At 39.7% G+C, this 17820-nt stretch carries 16 protein-coding genes, 2 rRNA genes and 1 pseudogene (1 of these 19 only partly in view); 15 read left to right on the top strand and 4 right to left on the bottom strand.

The features are described from left to right. The first annotated feature begins 51 nt into the window (after positions 1-51). Positions 52-957, top strand: a complete 906-nt coding sequence (gene gltC / locus I5818_RS19755) for a glutamate biosynthesis transcriptional regulator GltC (protein ID WP_071975365.1) — start codon at positions 52-54, stop codon at positions 955-957. On the opposite strand, the gene I5818_RS19750 is transcribed toward gltC, so the two are convergent. Further along, entirely contained in the window at positions 948-1130 is a 183-nt protein-coding gene (locus I5818_RS19750; protein WP_058005665.1) for a hypothetical protein, read from the bottom strand. The genes gltC and I5818_RS19750 overlap by 10 nt on opposite strands. Before the next feature lie 138 nt (positions 1131-1268). Here I5818_RS19750 and fabL point away from each other — a divergent pair, with 138 nt between their 5' ends. From fabL to I5818_RS19720, 6 genes and pseudogenes are all read left to right on the top strand, one after another. Then, positions 1269-2018 (top strand): enoyl-[acyl-carrier-protein] reductase FabL, encoded by a 750-nt coding sequence (fabL, locus tag I5818_RS19745; RefSeq protein ID WP_071975363.1) that lies wholly within the window; start codon positions 1269-1271, stop codon positions 2016-2018. Between the two features lie 91 nt (positions 2019-2109). After that, positions 2110-2316: a gamma-type small acid-soluble spore protein gene (locus I5818_RS19740; RefSeq protein WP_058005663.1), complete on the top strand. Its 207-nt coding sequence runs from the start codon at positions 2110-2112 to the stop codon at positions 2314-2316. A 159-nt stretch (positions 2317-2475) separates the two neighbouring features. Continuing rightward, entirely contained in the window at positions 2476-2907 is a 432-nt protein-coding gene (locus I5818_RS26390; RefSeq protein WP_209391804.1) for a YgaB family protein, read from the top strand. Continuing rightward, positions 2837-4170: pseudogene (locus tag I5818_RS19730) on the top strand (IS3 family transposase). The gene I5818_RS26390 and the pseudogene I5818_RS19730 overlap by 71 nt, the downstream one beginning before the upstream one ends. Before the next feature lie 303 nt (positions 4171-4473). Next, complete coding sequence (gene ntdP / locus I5818_RS19725) at positions 4474-5004, top strand: nucleoside tri-diphosphate phosphatase (protein WP_058005661.1); 531 nt, start codon at positions 4474-4476, stop codon at positions 5002-5004. Positions 5005-5579: 575 nt separating this feature from the next. Then, on the top strand, positions 5580-7328 hold the full coding sequence (locus I5818_RS19720) for an ABC transporter ATP-binding protein (protein ID WP_071975359.1): 1749 nt from the start codon (positions 5580-5582) through the stop codon (positions 7326-7328). Positions 7329-7401: 73 nt separating this feature from the next. On the opposite strand, the gene I5818_RS19715 is transcribed toward I5818_RS19720, so the two are convergent. Continuing rightward, the gene (locus I5818_RS19715) at positions 7402-8484 is read right to left on the bottom strand and encodes an FUSC family protein (RefSeq protein ID WP_071975357.1); all 1083 of its coding nucleotides are present in this window, start codon (positions 8482-8484) and stop codon (positions 7402-7404) included. 184 nt (positions 8485-8668) lie between these two features. Continuing rightward, entirely contained in the window at positions 8669-9961 is a 1293-nt protein-coding gene (locus tag I5818_RS19710) for a glutamate-1-semialdehyde 2,1-aminomutase (RefSeq protein ID WP_071975356.1), read from the bottom strand. Positions 9962-10115: 154 nt separating this feature from the next. Here I5818_RS19710 and I5818_RS19705 point away from each other — a divergent pair, with 154 nt between their 5' ends. The 5 genes from I5818_RS19705 (at position 10116) to perR (ending at position 13486) form a co-directional block, all read left to right on the top strand. After that, the gene (locus I5818_RS19705) at positions 10116-10535 is read left to right on the top strand and encodes a potassium channel family protein (RefSeq protein WP_071975354.1); all 420 of its coding nucleotides are present in this window, start codon (positions 10116-10118) and stop codon (positions 10533-10535) included. 81 nt (positions 10536-10616) lie between these two features. Continuing rightward, complete coding sequence (gene bcp / locus I5818_RS19700) at positions 10617-11090, top strand: thioredoxin-dependent thiol peroxidase (protein WP_071975352.1); 474 nt, start codon at positions 10617-10619, stop codon at positions 11088-11090. Between the two features lie 220 nt (positions 11091-11310). Then, complete coding sequence (locus I5818_RS19695; protein ID WP_071975350.1) at positions 11311-12261, top strand: D-2-hydroxyacid dehydrogenase; 951 nt, start codon at positions 11311-11313, stop codon at positions 12259-12261. A gap of 1 nt (position 12262) precedes the next feature. Further along, positions 12263-12814, top strand: a complete 552-nt coding sequence (locus I5818_RS19690) for a cob(I)yrinic acid a,c-diamide adenosyltransferase (protein WP_071975349.1) — start codon at positions 12263-12265, stop codon at positions 12812-12814. A 228-nt stretch (positions 12815-13042) separates the two neighbouring features. Beyond that, a complete protein-coding gene (perR, locus tag I5818_RS19685; RefSeq protein WP_058005653.1) occupies positions 13043-13486 on the top strand; it encodes a peroxide-responsive transcriptional repressor PerR in 444 nt (147 codons plus the stop codon). Positions 13487-13523: 37 nt separating this feature from the next. On the opposite strand, the gene I5818_RS19680 is transcribed toward perR, so the two are convergent. Then, a complete protein-coding gene (locus I5818_RS19680; protein ID WP_071975347.1) occupies positions 13524-13892 on the bottom strand; it encodes a YgzB family protein in 369 nt (122 codons plus the stop codon). A gap of 160 nt (positions 13893-14052) precedes the next feature. On the opposite strand from I5818_RS19680, the gene I5818_RS19675 reads away from it, so the two are divergent. From I5818_RS19675 to I5818_RS19665, 3 genes are all read left to right on the top strand, one after another. Further along, positions 14053-14928 (top strand): nucleotidyltransferase-like protein, encoded by an 876-nt coding sequence (locus I5818_RS19675; protein WP_071975345.1) that lies wholly within the window; start codon positions 14053-14055, stop codon positions 14926-14928. A gap of 239 nt (positions 14929-15167) precedes the next feature. Beyond that, positions 15168-16718: ribosomal RNA gene (locus I5818_RS19670) — 16S ribosomal RNA — on the top strand. A gap of 303 nt (positions 16719-17021) precedes the next feature. After that, a 23S ribosomal RNA gene (locus I5818_RS19665) occupies positions 17022-17820 on the top strand; it runs 2141 nt beyond the window's last position. The 16S and 23S rRNA genes sit together here, the layout of an rRNA operon.

Here is a 17820-nt window from a genome sequence, read left to right as displayed (position 1 = left end):
AATATATTATTAAGAACATATTTATCTCAAAATTAGATTGGTGGGAAATAGATGGAATTACGCCAAATCATTTATTTCATAGAAGTGGCTAAGCGGGAGCATGTAACGAGAGCGGCAGAAAATCTCCATGTTGCTCAGTCTGCCATTAGTCGTCAGATCGCTTTACTTGAAAGTGAATTGGGTACCCCCCTGTTTGAAAGAGAAGGTCGCAATGTGAAATTAACACATATGGGTAAGGTGTTTTTGGAGCATGCCGAGAGAATTGTGATTGAAATGGATAAAGCGAAAGAAAGAGTGGAAGAGTTTTTAAATCCTGAAAAGGGAGTGATTCATCTAGGGTTTTCCTCCAGCTTGTCCGTGCATACCTTTACAAGGGTTTTTACTCAGTTTAGAGAGGAACATCCGAATTTACATTTTCAATTACTCCAAGGGACGAAGAAATATTTAATGCAGAAAATTGAAAAGGGAGACATTGATATTGCGTTCATTGCTCCAGTGGTGACTGATCACCCAATTGTAAAGGGAGATACTTTTTTTACGGAGAAGCTGTTGTTGCTGCTGCCAGAAAATCATTATTTATGCTCGGAACCGATTGTTCGGATTGGCCAATTGGCAGGAGAACGATTTGTTACCTTTCGATCGGATTCATCGATTCGGCGGACGATCGATAAGGCATGCAATCAGGCGGGATTTGAACCGATTATTGCCTTTGAAGGCGAAGATATGGATACGATAAAGGGACTTGTTTCTGCAGGATTAGGAATTGGGATATTACCAGAGCTTGCTTTCTCTTACAACTTGCCAAAGGATGTTCGCACTGTCGAAATCGAAGATCCTTCTTTTATTCGATCGGTAGGCGTTATCACCCCCAAAAAAAGAGAGCTTGCCCCTTCGGAAAAGCTCCTCTATGGATTTTTAAAATCCTTTTATGATCGACTGTATCGTTTTCAACTATAATGGCTTTTCCGTCTTTCGATTTCTTCAATGATTTCTTTATAGATGGTTTGACCTTCAGCATTTAAATAAGGAAGAATTTGCTGAAAGGAATGATGAAAATGTTCAACTTCGGAATTATTCCAGTCGGTGATCGACATCATGGATAACTCGGTCATATCGCGAATAACGGTCATGTAACCTTCCTCCTAAAAGATATATTATCTATAGGATGATACAATCATTGTTTGTTATTCATTTTATCTATACAATATTAAAGAAAGTGGACGTGTCTTCATAAGACACCAAGTGAACTAAAGAAAGGTGATTCAAATATGACGAATAAAGTGGCATTAGTTACAGGGAGTAGTCGTGGAGTTGGGAAAGCGATATCGATTGCCCTTGCAAAAGAAGGATATGATATTGTCATCAATTATGCACGCAGTAAATCTGCTGCACTTGAAACTGTAGAGGAAGTTGAAAAGTTAGGCAGAAAGGCATTGCTAGTGAAAGCCAATGTTGGGGATGTTGCGAAAATTAAAAAGATGTTTGAAGAAATTCGTGAAACCTTTGGCCGTCTTGATGTATTCATTAACAATGCCGCTTCAGGTGTACTGCGCCCAGCGATGGAGCTTGAAGAGTCGCATTGGGATTGGACAATGAATATTAATAGCAAGGCATTATTATTCTGTGCACAAGAAGCTGCCAAGCTAATGGAGGAAAATGGCGGAGGGAAAATCGTTAGCTTAAGCTCACTTGGATCGATTCGTTATTTAGAGAATTACACGACCGTTGGGGTATCAAAAGCAGCGGTTGAAGCCTTAACAAGATATTTATCTGTGGAGCTTGCAGCGAAAAACATCGTTGTGAATGCTGTTTCAGGTGGGGCAATTGACACTGAAGCATTAAAGCATTTTCCAAATCGTGCAGAATTGCTTGAAGATGCGCGTTTAAATACTCCGGCAGGACGAATGGTTGAAATCGATGATATGGTAAAAGTAGTGAAATTTTTAGTTTCCGATGATTCGTTTATGATTAGAGGGCAAACGATCATTGTTGATGGCGGTCGTTCCTTACTCGTATAATTTATTCGACTTTTTTTAAAAATTTTTCTCAAAAAAATGAGCATAACTCCCTCCGCGTTTGGTTACATTAATGAGCGTGGAGGTGATAACAATGGCAAACCAAACAAACAAAACAACTTCTGGTACAAACGCTAGCCAAGTTAGACAACAAAACGCTCAATCTGCAAAAGGCGCTGCTGGACAAGGTCAATTCGGTACTGAGTTCGGAAGTGAAACAGATGTACAACAAGTGAAAAAACAAAACCAACAAGCAGAATCTCGTAAATCACAAAATGCTGGAAATTTTGGCCAACAATAAATAAAGTAATGAAAAGGGCATCCTAACTCGGGGATGTCCTTTTTAACTTTATGTGCCATTCGACAAAACGATAGGGATTATGACAGAACTAGTCAAAGGAATTTTTACATAAAAAAAGAAATAAATAGTTTAGAGAGAAGGGAAGGAAGGTATCTGTGAATGAAGGAATTTAATGAACTAATACAAGACCAAATGAAAACGATGGAACAATTGCTATACCTTCAAAATGAAATTGAACGCTGCCAGGCAATTGAACAGGAACTAAGCAAGCTTCAGGAAGAAACGAAAGTAGATCAAATAAAAAAGGAAATTAATGAGATGAAAAAAGAGCTGAATGAAATTCATAAAGTATTTGAATCACAAACAGATGAGGTGATTCGAAAATATCAAGGCTTGAAAGAAACCCCAGAAGAGGCTCTTACCTGTAAAATGTACCCTATAAGATGGACACTTAAAAAAAGTCCTCCTTATGGGGTACTTTTATTTATAATGAAAGAAATAGTTAATGGGGCGGATGAAAATGTCGAAAATATTATTTACAGATCAAGAACAGAAATTATTGATGAAACATCCTTATGTAAAAGCTGTTAGTGAAAAAGCAATTACTTACACTGATGAATTTAAAGCATTAGCTATTAAAGAGTATGAAGAAGGAAAATTTCCACGTCAAATATTTGAAGATGCAGGATTTGATATTGAAATCGTTGGGACTGAACGAGCGAGTTCATCTTTAAAGAGATGGCGTAAAGCTTATAAAGAAAATGGTGTAGCTGGGCTTGAAGACACTCGAAAATACCATTCTGGACGACCACTTGAACGTGAATTAAGTTTAGAAGAAAAATATGCACGATTAGAAGCACAAAACGCCTTATTACGTGCAGAAAATGAACTGCTAAAAAAGATCGATCTAGCAGAAAGGATGTTGGTGAAGAAAAGGAAAAACTAACAGCTGAACAGAAATTTGAATTGATCCAATTGGTCATTAAAAAAATATAACTTAAAGCGGATGGTGAGCTATCTTTGTGAACTAGTTGGTGTCTCTCGATCAGGTTATTATCGTTATTTTTCAGAAGAAGCACAACTTAATAGACAGGCTCGTGATGAGCAGACGAAAAAGTAAAGAAAATCATTTTAAAAGCTTATAATTTTCGTCGTCGTAAGAAAGGCGCACGTCAAATCAAGATGACCTTAGAAAATCAGTATCAAATTACATATAACCTAAAACGAATTCGTCGTATCATGAAAAAATTCCAAATCATTTGCCCAATTCGAAAAGCAAACCCATATCGAAGAATGGCAAAAGCAACAAAAGAACATAGAACTTTACCGAACCTATTAAACCGCGAATTTAAGCAAGGAACCGCTAGAAAAGTATTATTAACAGACATTACATATTTAAGTTATGGAAAAGGAAAACGTGCCTACTTGTCCACTATAAAAGATGCCGAAACCAATGAAATCTTAGCATATGAGACATCAGATAAAATCACACTAGATATTGCGTTAAATACATTAAAGAAGTTGAAAAAGACTGGGATAAAGCTGGCCGAAGGCGCATTCATTCACTCAGATCAAGGGTTCCACTATACCAACCCCCAATTTCAAAAGATGGTAAAGAAAATGGGACTAGGGCAATCTATGTCACGTCGTGGAAACTGTTGGGATAATGCCCCACAAGAATCGTTCTTTGGACATTTTAAAGATGAAACGGATTTTAAAACGTGTGAATCATTAGAAGAAGTAAAAAGAGAGGTTCAGAGTTATATGACATATTACAATCATTACCGAGGTCAATGGAACTTAAAAAAGATGACACCTGCACAATACAGTCATCATCTTCTTCAAGTTGCCTAGTCTTTTTTTAAATGTCCTTTACAAAGGGTACACTTTACTGAAGGTAGGGGTTTTTTCTATTGTTGTAGTTTTAACCAATAGTTATCTGCTTAACTCATCAGAACTAGCTGAATCCTAAAAAAACCGACATAATTTTATCGATGATAAATGCTATACATATAAGAGTCTTTTGTTTTAAATTTTCTTAAAAAACGTTATAATAATAGAATATTAATAAGGGATTTTTAGGAATTAGACAGAAAACAGATACTTTGATTTATTTGAACGGATACAAATTTTATAAAGAAAGTAGGGAGAAAAGGTATGGGCATTCCCATTGAAGGTGATACGATACAAATACATAGCTATAAACATAACGGATACATACATCGAATATGGGAAGAGACGACAGTATTAAAAGGATCGAAGTCCCTTGTGATTGGTGGGAATGATCGGACTATTGTAACGGAATCGGATGGTCGCACATGGATTACCCGTGAACCAGCTATTTGCTATTTTCACTCGGATCATTGGTTTAATATTATTGGAATGATTCGAGAGGATGGAATATACTATTACTGTAACCTAGGTTCACCATTTGTGTATGATAAAGAGGCGTTAAAATACATCGATTATGATCTAGATATTAAAGTCTTTCCCGATATGACTTATACGCTTTTAGATGAAGATGAGTATGAATACCATCGGAAACAAATGGGATATCCCGATGTCATTGACCATATTTTAAAGCGAAATGTGGACAACTTGGTAAGATGGATACGCCAAAGAAAAGGCCCATTTGCACCCGATTTTATTGATATTTGGTACGAACGCTATCTAACCTACCGTAGATGAAATCATCTAGCTACTAGTTGCAAACCATTTATTTTAATTTAAATAAAATCGATTAGTTACCTGTTGGTAGTTACAAGCCACAGGTTTTTTTCGTGAACCGGCAGCAGATAATAAGGTGAGCGGGGGGCGAGTGGGGGTCAGACCCCAAAACGTCGTTTCAAATAAAGAAAAGGTTTATAGCTCAAGCTTTTAACAAGTGGGGTCAGACCCCCAAGCGTTAATTCCAGGAAAGTCAAGGGTTCGTAGCTCTTGATTATAACAAACGGGGTCAGACCCCCAAGCGTTAATTCCAGGAAAGACAAGGGTCCGTAGCTCTTGATTATAACAAACGGGGTCAGACCCCCAAGCGTTAATTCCAGGAAAGACAAGGGTTCGTAGCTCTTGATTATAACAAACGGGGTCAGACCCCCAAGCGTTAATTCCAGGAAAGACAAGGGTTCGTAGCTCTTGATTATAACAAACGGGGTCAGACCCCCAAACGTCAATTCCAGGAAAGACAAGCTTTACTACCTCTAGGTTTTAATAAATGGGGTCAGACCCCCACAGCGAGATTTTTCAGAAAGGGAGGGGATTTTATGAGTAGTACAAAGAGATATATGAAGTTTGTTAAGCCGTATACGGGTCAGATTATTGGGACGTTGATTATTGGTTTGATAAAGTTTGCGATTCCGCTGCTTATTCCCGTTATTATTCAGTATGTGATTGATGATATTGTGACGAATCAGCATTTGTCAGTTGATGAGAAAACGTCGAAGCTTTTGATCACGATGTCGATTATGTTAGGTGTGTTTGTGGTTTTACGGCCGCCGATTGAATTTTACAGACAGTATTTTGCTCAATGGACATCAAGCAAGATTTTATATGATATCCGGGATCGCTTATTTACGCATTTACAGAAATTGAGCTTTAAATTTTACTCTAATACGCGTGCGGGGGAAGTTATCTCCAGAGTGATCAATGATGTTGAGCAGACAAAGGACTTTGTTATTACCGGCTTAATGAATGTATGGCTGGATGCGGCGACGATCATCATTGCGGTTTCGATAATGTTTACAATGGATGTTCCGTTAACCATTGTTTCGCTCATTGTGTTTCCACTGTATGCGATATCGGTTAAATATTTCTTCGGCAATTTACGCAAATTTACAAGGGTTCGCTCCCAAGCGCTTGCTGAAGTGCAAGGGTATTTACATGAGCGGGTGCAGGGAATGCCTGTTATTAAAAGCTTTGCTATTGAAGATACCGAGCAGGAACGCTTTCGCGTACATAATTCGAATTTTCTCGATAAAGCCTTGCAGCATACGCGATGGACAGCGAAGGCATTTTCTGTTGTTAACACATTGACAGATATTGCTCCATTAATTGTCATTGGTTTTGCAGGATATCAAGCGATCCATGGGAATTTATCGATTGGGACAATGGCAGCATTCATTGCATATATCGATCGTTTATATAGCCCACTACGTCGATTAGTGAACTCTGGTACGACATTAACGCAATCTATTGCCTCAATGGACCGCGTCTTTGAATTAATGGATGAAAAATATGATATCGATGATGCGCCAGATGCGATTGAATGCAAAAATGTTAAAGGTGATATTTCATTTGAGCATGTAAACTTTGCTTATAATGAAAAGGAATTATCTGTCCTTAAGGATATCCAATTACATGTTCGTGCCGGTGAAACGATCGCGTTAGTCGGGATGAGTGGTGGAGGTAAATCTTCATTAGTCAGTTTGATTCCCCGTTTCTATGACGTAACGAGTGGGAAAATCCTTTTAGATGGCACTGATATTCGCGATTTTAAAGTAAGAAGCCTTCGCGATAAAATTGGGATGGTCTTACAGGATAATATTTTATTTAGTGAATCGGTTCGGTTAAATATTTTACTAGGTAAGCCAGATGCAACAGAGGAAGAGATCATACAGGCAGCGAAAGCAGCAAATGCCCATGAGTTTATCATGAATCTTCCAGAAGGATATGACACAAAGGTTGGGGAAAGAGGAGTGAAGCTTTCCGGTGGTCAGAAGCAGCGGATTGCGATTGCTCGTGTATTTTTGAAAAACCCTCCTATATTAATTTTGGATGAAGCAACATCTGCACTGGATTTAGAAAGTGAACATTTAATTCAGGAGGCATTGGAAAAGCTGGCTAAGGATCGGACGACATTTATTGTTGCCCATCGACTGTCCACTATTACCCATGCCGATCGTATTGTCCTCATTGAGCATGGGGAAATTGTTGAGATTGGTCCACATGAAGAATTAATGGAAAAACAAGGGCATTATTTTAACCTATTCCAGGTACAACAATTAGATTCTTAATGTATACCTTCAAATAATGGTACAAAAAAAGGGAGGCTCGGCTGTCAATAAACAGCTGAACCTCCCTTTCCTTTTACTCCTCAACTTCTTCCTGAATCGACACTTCATTATCCTCTTTATGATAATTTTTAAAGCTATCGATTAAAATGCTGAGATGCTTTAATTGTTCTTGGTAGTCCATCATGGCGGAGAGAAGTCTCATAAAATGATAGGATTGATTATCACATTCATGTTTTTCATCTTCAATCTCTTTAATATAGAGCTTCATTAAATCCTCATGATACGTATTTAAATTTTCTTCATCGTACAGATCATTTTGTTTTACTTTTCCAAGAAACTGGAATAATAATTTTTGGTGTTCATTTATTAAGAAATCCAGACGTTCATGAAGCTGAATTTGGATTTCTTCAGGTAACTTGACAATATCATATTCATATCGATGCAGTAATTTTAGAATATCAAAGCAATCCTGTGATGCGGTCACCATCTGGCGATAAATAACCGTTTTTCTTTTCTTTTCAGGCGTGCTCTTTTTAAAATAACGTCTTTCCTCATTAAACAATGTATAAAACTGATTAACCTTTACTAAACGATCTCTAATCTTTTCAATTTCTATTTTCATTACATGATGTTCTGAATCATGGCTTAATATTAAGCGAATCAGTGTAAAAATATCTTCTGTTAAGTTAGACATGCGATGGAAGAGCTTTGTTTCATATTTTGGCGGTAAGAAAATTAAATTTACAATAAACGCCGAAAGAATTCCAATGAGAATCGTTGCAAAGCGCAACCATGCAAACTCAAGAAAATGCTCACCAGGTGATTCAAGGATAACAATCATGGTCACAAGTCCTAAGCTAATACTATTTTCAAGCTTTAGCCTCAACATGATCATAATCGTTATTAATGCTGCAAGCCCCACGATAATATAATTGTTTTCAAAAATTAAACCGAAGGCAACTGCAACAACAGCTCCGATGACATTCCCTTGTACCTGCTCCACAATCGATAAATAGGATCGATAGATGGTCGGTTTAATAGCGAAAATCGCAGCAATTCCTGCAAATACAGGGGAAGTCATTCCTACCAGCTTTGCAATATACAATGCCAAAACGATGGCAATTCCCGTTTTAAAAATGCGGGCACCTAGCTTCATATCAGTGATGATTCCTTTCGTAAAATATCTTTTCATTAAGATAACATATTAATACCAAATTAGTAATATACAATGTCCTAGAAAGAATATCAAGAGAAAAATGTACGGAAGGAGGAAATCTTTTTTTTAGAGGGGTGTTTAAAGTGAAAGGGGTCTGACCCCATTGTCAGACCCCTGAAAAAGATTAGTTGTTCAATTTTGAAAAAGCAATGTCAACTGCTTTGATTGTTTCTAGAATATCTTGCTCTGTATGTGCGGTCGTAATAAACCATGCTTCATATTTTGATGGAGCTAGATTAATGCCTTGCTCAAGCATGAGCTTGAAGAATTTGGCGAACATCTCACCATCGGTTGCTTCGGCTTGTTTATAGTTCTCCACCTTTTCAGTGGTGAAATAAATTGTTAAGGCACCTTTTAAACGGTTAATCGTAATCGGTGTTTGATGTTTTTGTGCAGCATCTAAAATGCCTTTTTCAAGAATTGCCCCTAAGCGATCTAATTCATCATAGACGCCCTCTTGTTTTAATACTTCTAAACAAGCAATTCCCGCTAACATGGATGCTGGGTTACCAGCCATCGTTCCTGCTTGATACGCTGGTCCAAGCGGAGCCACCTTTTCCATAATTTCCTTTTTACCGCCATACGCACCAATTGGTAGTCCACCACCAATGATTTTACCCATAGCTGTTAAGTCTGGTGTAACACCTAATAAATTTTGTGCTCCACCATACATGAAGCGGAAGGCTGTGATGACTTCATCATAAATGACAAGTGCTCCTGCTTCATGAGTTAATTCATTGACTTGCTCTAAAAATCCAGGCTTCGGCTCAACAATCCCAAAGTTGCCGACAATTGGTTCAACTAGTACGGCTGCAACTTCATTGCCCCATTTATTTAAGGCTTCCTTAAATGGCTCAATATCATTGAATGGAACTGTAATAACTTCCTTCGCAATATTTTTAGTCACACCTGCTGAATCTGGCATTCCTAATTGAGAAGGACCAGAGCCTGCCGCAACAAGCACTAAGTCAGAATGGCCATGATAACAGCCTTCGAATTTGATGATTTTATCACGTCCAGTGAAGGCACGAGCCACACGGATGGTTGTCATGACTGCCTCTGTACCAGAGTTAACAAAGCGAACCTTATCGAGTGCAGGCATCGCCTCTTTTAGCATTTTGGCAAATTTCACTTCAAATGGGGTAGGTGTCCCGTATAATACACCATTTTCAGCGGCTGTTTTAATTGCTTCTGTAATATGTGGGTGTGCATGACCAGTAATAATCGGTCCATATGCAGCTAGATAGTCAATATACTTATTATCATCGACATCCCAGAAATAAGCACCCTGCGCACGCTTCATCGCAACGGGTGAACCACCACCGACTGCTTTGTAAGAGCGGGAGGGACTATTTACGCCACCAACGATGTGCTCAAGTGCTTCTGTATGTAAACGTTCTGATTGTGAAAAGTTCATTTTTTTCTTGCCTCCTAATTTCGATCCATCATATCTATTGTAGTACCTTCTTTTTTGCGTGTCCAATCAGCATAAAGATTTCATATAAGGAAATGTGTCCGAGTAGAATAGAATGACAAGCTAAAATGTGAATGAAAAGCTGAGGAGACTTTGTATGATCTATATACTGATGATAGCAGTGATCGTCTGCATAAGTATGAGCTTACGGACATTATTTTTTCCTTCGAAATTAAAATATAAGCTTGTATCCTTTGAGAACTTTCTCTTTTTAGGATACACCTATAGTGTCATTATGATTGGATTTGGCTTGCTATTTATGCTGCTTGAACTAAAAGGGTTTCACGTCATTGTCGAACAAGGCGCCTTATTTTCTGGGAGCTATATTGAAAAATTAGGCTCGGCAATGTATTTGAGTGCGATTACTTTATTTTCCGTTGGGTACGGAGATATTGTCCCGGTTGGAATCGGAAGACTATTAGTTATCTTAGAGGCATTGATTGGCTATACGATCCCTGCTGCTTTTGTCGTCAAATCCTTCATTGATTTTGAGCATAATAGTGAATGGAAGAAGTAAATGATTTGGATATCTCATCATTTTTAGGTAAGGTTGTAAGAAAGAAAGGGAATGAACTCCCGAAAAAATAGGAGGATTTAAATGACTACACAAATAGGAAATAAAGCACCTGATTTTACATTGAAAGCAAATAATGGCGAAACCGTTCGTTTATCTGATTTTATCGGGAAAAAGCATGTCGTTCTTTATTTTTATCCAAAGGATATGACACCTGGGTGTACAACAGAGGCATGTGATTTCCGTGATCATCATGAAAGCTTTGTCGATGTTGATGCCGTTATTTTAGGTGTCAGTCCTGACCCTGTTACCCAGCATCAAAAATTTATCGATAAGCATGGGCTTCCTTTTCTGTTATTAGAGGATAGTGAGCACAAGGTAGCTGAAGACTATGATGTATGGAAGCTAAAGAAAAACTTCGGAAAAGAATATATGGGGATTGAACGATCCACATTTATTATTAATAAAGAAGGAATCCTAGTGAAGGAATGGAGAAAGGTGAAAGTGGCAGGACATGTAGAGGATGCACTTTCGTATATTAAGACTGAATTAGCATAATTGGGTCAGCCTATTTTGCTTGGTAAAGGCTACTGTCCATTCAAAGCAGTCAATTTTACATACCTTATATTAGGGCATACCTCCTCAGAAAAAATAGATCTTGGACCGAGTGATTCGGTCCTTTTTTATTGCTCTGTAAGAGGGAGAAATAATTATGATATGATAAAAATAAAAGCTCTTTTCGCCTTGTAAAAAAGAGTGAAATCAAGGGGTGGATGGAATGAAGTGTGTATTTACCTTTGAACCGTTAGAACAATTGAAAATCGATTTAGTTGCCTCGTTTCCAGCTGTTCAGTTCTGCTTTTATGAGAATGTAACACTTGCGGAGCAGGAAATGAAAAGCGCAGAAGTCATTGTTACCTATGGTGAGGACTTAGTGGATGAGCATATTTACCAAGCAGAGAAGTTAAAATGGATTATGGTCACCTCAGCAGGATTAGAGAGAATGCCGTTAAAAGCGATTAAAGAAAAAAATATTTTAGTAACAAATGCACGTGGAATTCACAAAATACCAATGGCGGAGTTTACGCTAGGGATCATTCTTAGCCATGCAAAGGGATTTCAACGATTATGGGAAAATCAAAAGGAAGCTGTTTGGGATAAGCAAACCCCATTAACAGAGATCCATGAACAGTCGCTGCTAATTGTTGGTGCCGGAGCGATTGGCCAAGAAATTGCTCGCTTGGCAAAGCCCTTTGGAATGAAGATTATTGGTGTGAATAGTCGTGGGAATGCCATCGATCATTTTGATGAGATGTACACATTGGAAACGATCCACTCTATTCTTGGTAGCGTCGATTACATCGTTTCGATATTACCAAGCACGGAAGAAACAATTCATTTTTATCAGCCAAGCGATTTCGAAAGCATGAAGCAATCTGCTGTATTTATCAATATTGGTCGGGGAGATGTCGTCCAAGAAGAGGTATTAATGACGGCCTTGAACAATCAAGAAATAAGCCATGCCTATTTAGATGTATTTGAGGTGGAACCATTACCTAAGAGTCACCCATTTTGGAAAATGAGCAATGTGACAGTTACCCCACATATCTCAAGTACAACTATGAATTATTTACCACGCGCATTAGAAATATTTCGAAAAAATTTACATACATATATGAATAACGACCATGAATTTATTAATGTTATCGATCCGGAAAGGGGATACTAAAATGAGGATTTACACGAAATCTGGTGATAAAGGTACGACATCCCTTGTCTATGGACAGCGAATTCCGAAAAATGATATCCGGGTGGAAGCATACGGAACCTGTGATGAAGCCAATTCGATGATCGGCCTTGCCATCAGTCATTTGAAACATGCCACTTTCCCTGGCAAGGATGAAGTAATCGAAGTATTTCACAAGGTTCAAACGGCGATTTTTCATGTTGGAGCAGAGCTTGCTACACCAGAAGGTAAAGAAGTGAAATGGAAGCTAAAGGATGAAGATATTCAAGAATTAGAGCATACTATAGATAAATGGGATGCAAGCCTCGATCCATTAAAGAACTTTATCCTTCCGGGTGGACATCCAGCCGGTGCCGCCATGCATTGTGCACGTACGATCGTCAGAAGAGCAGAAAGATGTGCAGTTGAAATAGAACAGACGAATCCACTAGTATTGGCTTATTTAAATCGCCTTTCCGACTTATTATTTGTTGCGGCAAGATATATAAATAATGGTTTAGGAGAGGAAGAAATGACTCTACATCAAGGGTTATAACAATTGAATGGATTGACAAAAATGCTTGTTCCTTAGTAAACTAATTATAAACATTTTAAAATAAGAATGTCTCCTTTTTGATAGTTGATGGCTTTTTGGAAAGGTATTTATTCTCATTCATTTTTTCTTTCATAAAACCAACTATTAAAAGGACTGTCAGTTAACTGTACAATTCTAAACCGTTTTGAATGGTTTCATATGACTTAATTACTATTAGAAAAGAGGTGCATGACGGTGTCTGAACATCAAATCAAAGAAGCAATTGAAACTTTGAAAGAAACTGGAGTTCGTATCACGCCTCAACGTCATGCGATATTGGAGTATTTAATACAATCCATGTCACATCCTACAGCCGATGACATTTATAAAGCACTCGAAGGAAAATTTCCAAATATGAGTGTGGCTACCGTATACAATAATTTACGTGTATTCCGTGAAGTTGGTCTTGTAAAGGAACTAACATATGGGGATGCATCCAGTCGCTTTGATTTTGTCACAACTAGTCACTATCATATTATTTGTGAAGATTGCGGAAAAATCGTTGACTTCCATTATCCTGGATTAGACGAGGTAGAGCAGCTTGCATCACATGTCACTGGTTTTAAGGTGAGTCATCATCGCATGGAAATCTACGGCACGTGCCCAGAATGCTCGAAAAAAGAAGTACATTAAAAAAGAATTGTTCGATGGATCATCGAACAATTCTTTTTTAGTTTGATTGGTTCTTTTGTGGTTTCTTACGATTGTAATTTTCATCAAAATCTTTGCCTTCTAGATTAGGATCCAAGGTGAGCGGTTCGCGGCAGTGCATACACATATCCACTCGACCGAGAATTTTAGTCGGTTTATTGCAGTTTGGACAAACCACTTGCACCGCTTTCGTTGATAACATACCTATCCAGAAGTATACGACAGTGCTGGCAATAATACTTAATAAACCTAAAACCATGAAAATTGTCATGACGATAGGATGCGTTCGGAAAAAGATTCCAAAGTACATAATAATAAATCCGACGAATATGAGACTTAACGCAAATGTGCGTATCTTATTGATTTTATTTGAATATTTTTTAGCCATGGTCGAACCTCCTAGATGTAATATACCATAAATGATGGAAAAGTGGACATAAGGCTCAGATGTGTTTGTGACGATCTGAAAAACAACTTTTCAATTAGCAGGAAATTTATTATCATTGTCGAAGTAATATTCTTACTAGAAACTTTGGAGGAATTTAATTATGGAGGATATCCTTCGCCCCATTTATCAAGAACGGGCAAGCCAAACGAATACCTTATCCGTACTTATTATAGAAAAAAGGCAAAATGAATGTACGGTCACAGATACATTCGATGCGATTTTATTAATGATTGTAAAAGAGGCAGAAACTCCTGTATTTATAAAACACTATATTTATGAACAAAAAAAGGCTGCTCTTCATATTGTAAGAGAGGATCAATTGAAAGAGTGGTTATTATTAGGATCCAATCGAAAAATTGTTGAATGGATCACACATGGAAAAGTATTATTTGATCGAAATGAATATATGGCCAACCTAAAGGGTGAACTAAGAGACTTTCCTTTCTCAGAAAGAAAATTAAAAGCGGGCTTAGAATTTGCGAAGCTTATTCGCAGATATATTGATGGCAAAGCCTTCTTTGACAATGATCAATATCTTGATGCCTATAATCATGTCGTTCATGCTTTGCATCATTTGGCGAGACTTGCGGTGATCGAAAACGGATTTCATCCGGAAATAACTGTATGGAACCAGGTGAAGCAAATCGAACCAGAAATCTTTAAACTCTATGAAGAATTAATCACGAGTGATGAATCAATTGAAAAAAGACTAGAGCTCCTATTCTTAGCCAGTGAATTTTTAATTCACTCCAGAACAAAGGTCTATGCCTCACATTTACTTGGGGTTATGCAAGAAAAGGAACGCTGGACCATTAATGAATTACTCTGCAATCCTGATTTAGAAAATTACGGGGTGGATCTAGGTATTTTACTAGAGTTTCTAACGGAGAAACATTTTATTAATGAAATAAAGGTAGAAACGAAGGGGCCACGAATTTATCATCGCTATTATGAGGTAGGGAAAAAATTATCGTAAAATATTAAAAAAGTTGTTGACGAGAAGTGAAATACTTGTTATATTAATAAGCGTCGCTGCTAAACAACAAAACTTAGCAGTGACGAAAAAAACAAAAAAAGTTATTGACAAAAAATAAATAACTTGATATGATAATAAAGTCGCTGTTGAGAAAAACGGCGAGAGATTGATCTTTGAAAACTGAACAAAACGAAACGTCAATGAATTACTTTTATTTATAAAGAGCTACATCAAACATCTTTTTGGAGAGTTTGATCCTGGCTCAGGACGAACGCTGGCGGCGTGCCTAATACATGCAAGTCGAGCGAATCTGATGGGAGCTTGCTCCCTGATGATTAGCGGCGGACGGGTGAGTAACACGTGGGTAACCTGCCTGTAAGACTGGGATAACTCCGGGAAACCGGGGCTAATACCGGATAACTTTTTTCTTCGCATGAAGGAGAATTGAAAGATGGCTCCGGCTATCACTTACAGATGGACCCGCGGCGCATTAGCTAGTTGGTGAGGTAACGGCTCACCAAGGCAACGATGCGTAGCCGACTTGAGAGGGTGATCGGCCACACTGGGACTGAGACACGGCCCAGACTCCTACGGGAGGCAGCAGTAGGGAATCTTCCGCAATGGACGAAAGTCTGACGGAGCAACGCCGCGTGAGTGATGAAGGTTTTCGGATCGTAAAACTCTGTTGTTAGGGAAGAACAAGTATCGTTCGAATAGGGCGGTACCTTGACGGTACCTAACCAGAAAGCCACGGCTAACTACGTGCCAGCAGCCGCGGTAATACGTAGGTGGCAAGCGTTGTCCGGAATTATTGGGCGTAAAGCGCGCGCAGGCGGTTTCTTAAGTCTGATGTGAAATCTTGCGGCTCAACCGCAAGCGGCCATTGGAAACTGGGAGACTTGAGTGCAGAAGAGGAGAGTGGAATTCCACGTGTAGCGGTGAAATGCGTAGAGATGTGGAGGAACACCAGTGGCGAAGGCGACTCTCTGGTCTGTAACTGACGCTGAGGCGCGAAAGCGTGGGGAGCGAACAGGATTAGATACCCTGGTAGTCCACGCCGTAAACGATGAGTGCTAAGTGTTAGAGGGTTTCCGCCCTTTAGTGCTGCAGCTAACGCATTAAGCACTCCGCCTGGGGAGTACGGCCGCAAGGCTGAAACTCAAAGGAATTGACGGGGCCCGCACAAGCGGTGGAGCATGTGGTTTAATTCGAAGCAACGCGAAGAACCTTACCAGGTCTTGACATCCTCTTGACCTCCCTAGAGATAGGGATTTCCCTTCGGGGACAGGAGTGACAGGTGGTGCATGGTTGTCGTCAGCTCGTGTCGTGAGATGTTGGGTTAAGTCCCGCAACGAGCGCAACCCTTGACCTTAGTTGCCAGCATTCAGTTGGGCACTCTAAGGTGACTGCCGGTGACAAACCGGAGGAAGGTGGGGATGACGTCAAATCATCATGCCCCTTATGACCTGGGCTACACACGTGCTACAATGGATGGTACAAAGGGCTGCAAGACCGCGAGGTTTAGCCAATCCCATAAAACCATTCTCAGTTCGGATTGTAGGCTGCAACTCGCCTACATGAAGCCGGAATCGCTAGTAATCGCGGATCAGCATGCCGCGGTGAATACGTTCCCGGGCCTTGTACACACCGCCCGTCACACCACGAGAGTTTGTAACACCCGAAGTCGGTGAGGTAACCTTTGGAGCCAGCCGCCGAAGGTGGGACAGATGATTGGGGTGAAGTCGTAACAAGGTAGCCGTATCGGAAGGTGCGGCTGGATCACCTCCTTTCTAAGGAATATGGAAAACCACTTACGTGGTTCAGACGTCTTCTGTTTTGTTCAGTTTTGAAAGGTTAATCCTTTCAATAGATATGTTTGTTCTTTGAAAACTAGATAATATAAGAAGTAACCAAGTAATAACCGAGAATCGCCACTTTATGGATGAATCCATTAAGTAGTTTTTAAATTGAAAGGGCAAGGAGAAGCGAGAAGATCGAGGAAACGAGCGAAGGAGCACCGTAGCGTATTAAACATACGTGAGGATGCGAATGAGTGAGTTGACGAAGAGATTCGAAGCTTATCATTGGCCGTAGGTTAAGTTAGTAAGGGCGCACGGTGAATGCCTTGGCACTAGGAGCCGATGAAGGACGGGACTAACACCGATATGCTTCGGGGAGCTGTAAGCGAGCTTTGATCCGAGATTTCCGAATGGGGAACCCACTGCCCGTAATGGGGTAGTATCCTTACTTGAATACATAGAGTAAGGAAGGCAGACCCGGGAACTGAAACATCTAAGTACCCGGAGGAAGAGAAAGCAATTGCGATTTCCTGAGTAGCGGCGAGCGAAACGGAAGAAGCCCAAACCAAGAGGCTTTGCCTCTTGGGGTTGTAGGACACTCTATACGGAGTTACAAAGGAACGGAGTAAATGAAGAGGTCTGGAAAGGCCCGTCAAAGAAGGTAACAACCCTGTAGTTGAAACTTCGTTCCCTCCAGAGTGGATCCTGAGTACGGCGGGACACGTGAAATCCCGTCGGAAGCAGGGAGGACCATCTCCCAAGGCTAAATACTCCCTAGTGACCGATAGTGAACCAGTACCGTGAGGGAAAGGTGAAAAGCACCCCGGAAGGGGAGTGAAAGAGAACCTGAAACCGTGTGCCTACAAGTAGTTAGAGCCCTATGCTTTATGCAGGGTGATAGCGTGCCTTTTGTAGAATGAACCGGCGAGTTACGATTTCATGCAAGGTTAAGCTGAAGAGGCGGAGCCGCAGCGAAAGCGAGTCTGAATAGGGCGATCAAGTATGAGGTCGTAGACCCGAAACCAGGTGATCTACCCATGTCCAGGGTGAAGGTAAGGTAACACTTACTGGAGGCCCGAACCCACGCACGTTG

Source organism: Heyndrickxia oleronia (assembly GCF_017809215.1).
In the GTDB taxonomy this organism is placed as follows: domain Bacteria; phylum Bacillota; class Bacilli; order Bacillales; family Bacillaceae_C; genus Heyndrickxia; species Heyndrickxia oleronia.
This window is presented reverse-complemented; position numbering and strand designations above follow the sequence as displayed.

What these genes read in the sequence shown, in the direction of transcription:
- gltC (WP_071975365.1), top strand. Translation starts at nt 52, where the DNA reads ATGGAATTACGCCAAATCATTTATTTCATAGAAGTGGCTAAGCGGGAG.
- I5818_RS19750 (WP_058005665.1), bottom strand. Translation starts at nt 1,130, where the DNA reads ATGACCGTTATTCGCGATATGACCGAGTTATCCATGATGTCGATCACC.
- fabL (WP_071975363.1), top strand. Translation starts at nt 1,269, where the DNA reads ATGACGAATAAAGTGGCATTAGTTACAGGGAGTAGTCGTGGAGTTGGG.
- I5818_RS19740 (WP_058005663.1), top strand. Translation starts at nt 2,110, where the DNA reads ATGGCAAACCAAACAAACAAAACAACTTCTGGTACAAACGCTAGCCAA.
- I5818_RS26390 (WP_209391804.1), top strand. Translation starts at nt 2,476, where the DNA reads ATGAAGGAATTTAATGAACTAATACAAGACCAAATGAAAACGATGGAA.
- ntdP (WP_058005661.1), top strand. Translation starts at nt 4,474, where the DNA reads ATGGGCATTCCCATTGAAGGTGATACGATACAAATACATAGCTATAAA.
- I5818_RS19720 (WP_071975359.1), top strand. Translation starts at nt 5,580, where the DNA reads ATGAGTAGTACAAAGAGATATATGAAGTTTGTTAAGCCGTATACGGGT.
- I5818_RS19715 (WP_071975357.1), bottom strand. Translation starts at nt 8,484, where the DNA reads ATGAAGCTAGGTGCCCGCATTTTTAAAACGGGAATTGCCATCGTTTTG.
- I5818_RS19710 (WP_071975356.1), bottom strand. Translation starts at nt 9,961, where the DNA reads ATGAACTTTTCACAATCAGAACGTTTACATACAGAAGCACTTGAGCAC.
- I5818_RS19705 (WP_071975354.1), top strand. Translation starts at nt 10,116, where the DNA reads ATGATCTATATACTGATGATAGCAGTGATCGTCTGCATAAGTATGAGC.
- bcp (WP_071975352.1), top strand. Translation starts at nt 10,617, where the DNA reads ATGACTACACAAATAGGAAATAAAGCACCTGATTTTACATTGAAAGCA.
- I5818_RS19695 (WP_071975350.1), top strand. Translation starts at nt 11,311, where the DNA reads ATGAAGTGTGTATTTACCTTTGAACCGTTAGAACAATTGAAAATCGAT.
- I5818_RS19690 (WP_071975349.1), top strand. Translation starts at nt 12,263, where the DNA reads ATGAGGATTTACACGAAATCTGGTGATAAAGGTACGACATCCCTTGTC.
- perR (WP_058005653.1), top strand. Translation starts at nt 13,043, where the DNA reads ATGACGGTGTCTGAACATCAAATCAAAGAAGCAATTGAAACTTTGAAA.
- I5818_RS19680 (WP_071975347.1), bottom strand. Translation starts at nt 13,892, where the DNA reads ATGGCTAAAAAATATTCAAATAAAATCAATAAGATACGCACATTTGCG.
- I5818_RS19675 (WP_071975345.1), top strand. Translation starts at nt 14,053, where the DNA reads ATGGAGGATATCCTTCGCCCCATTTATCAAGAACGGGCAAGCCAAACG.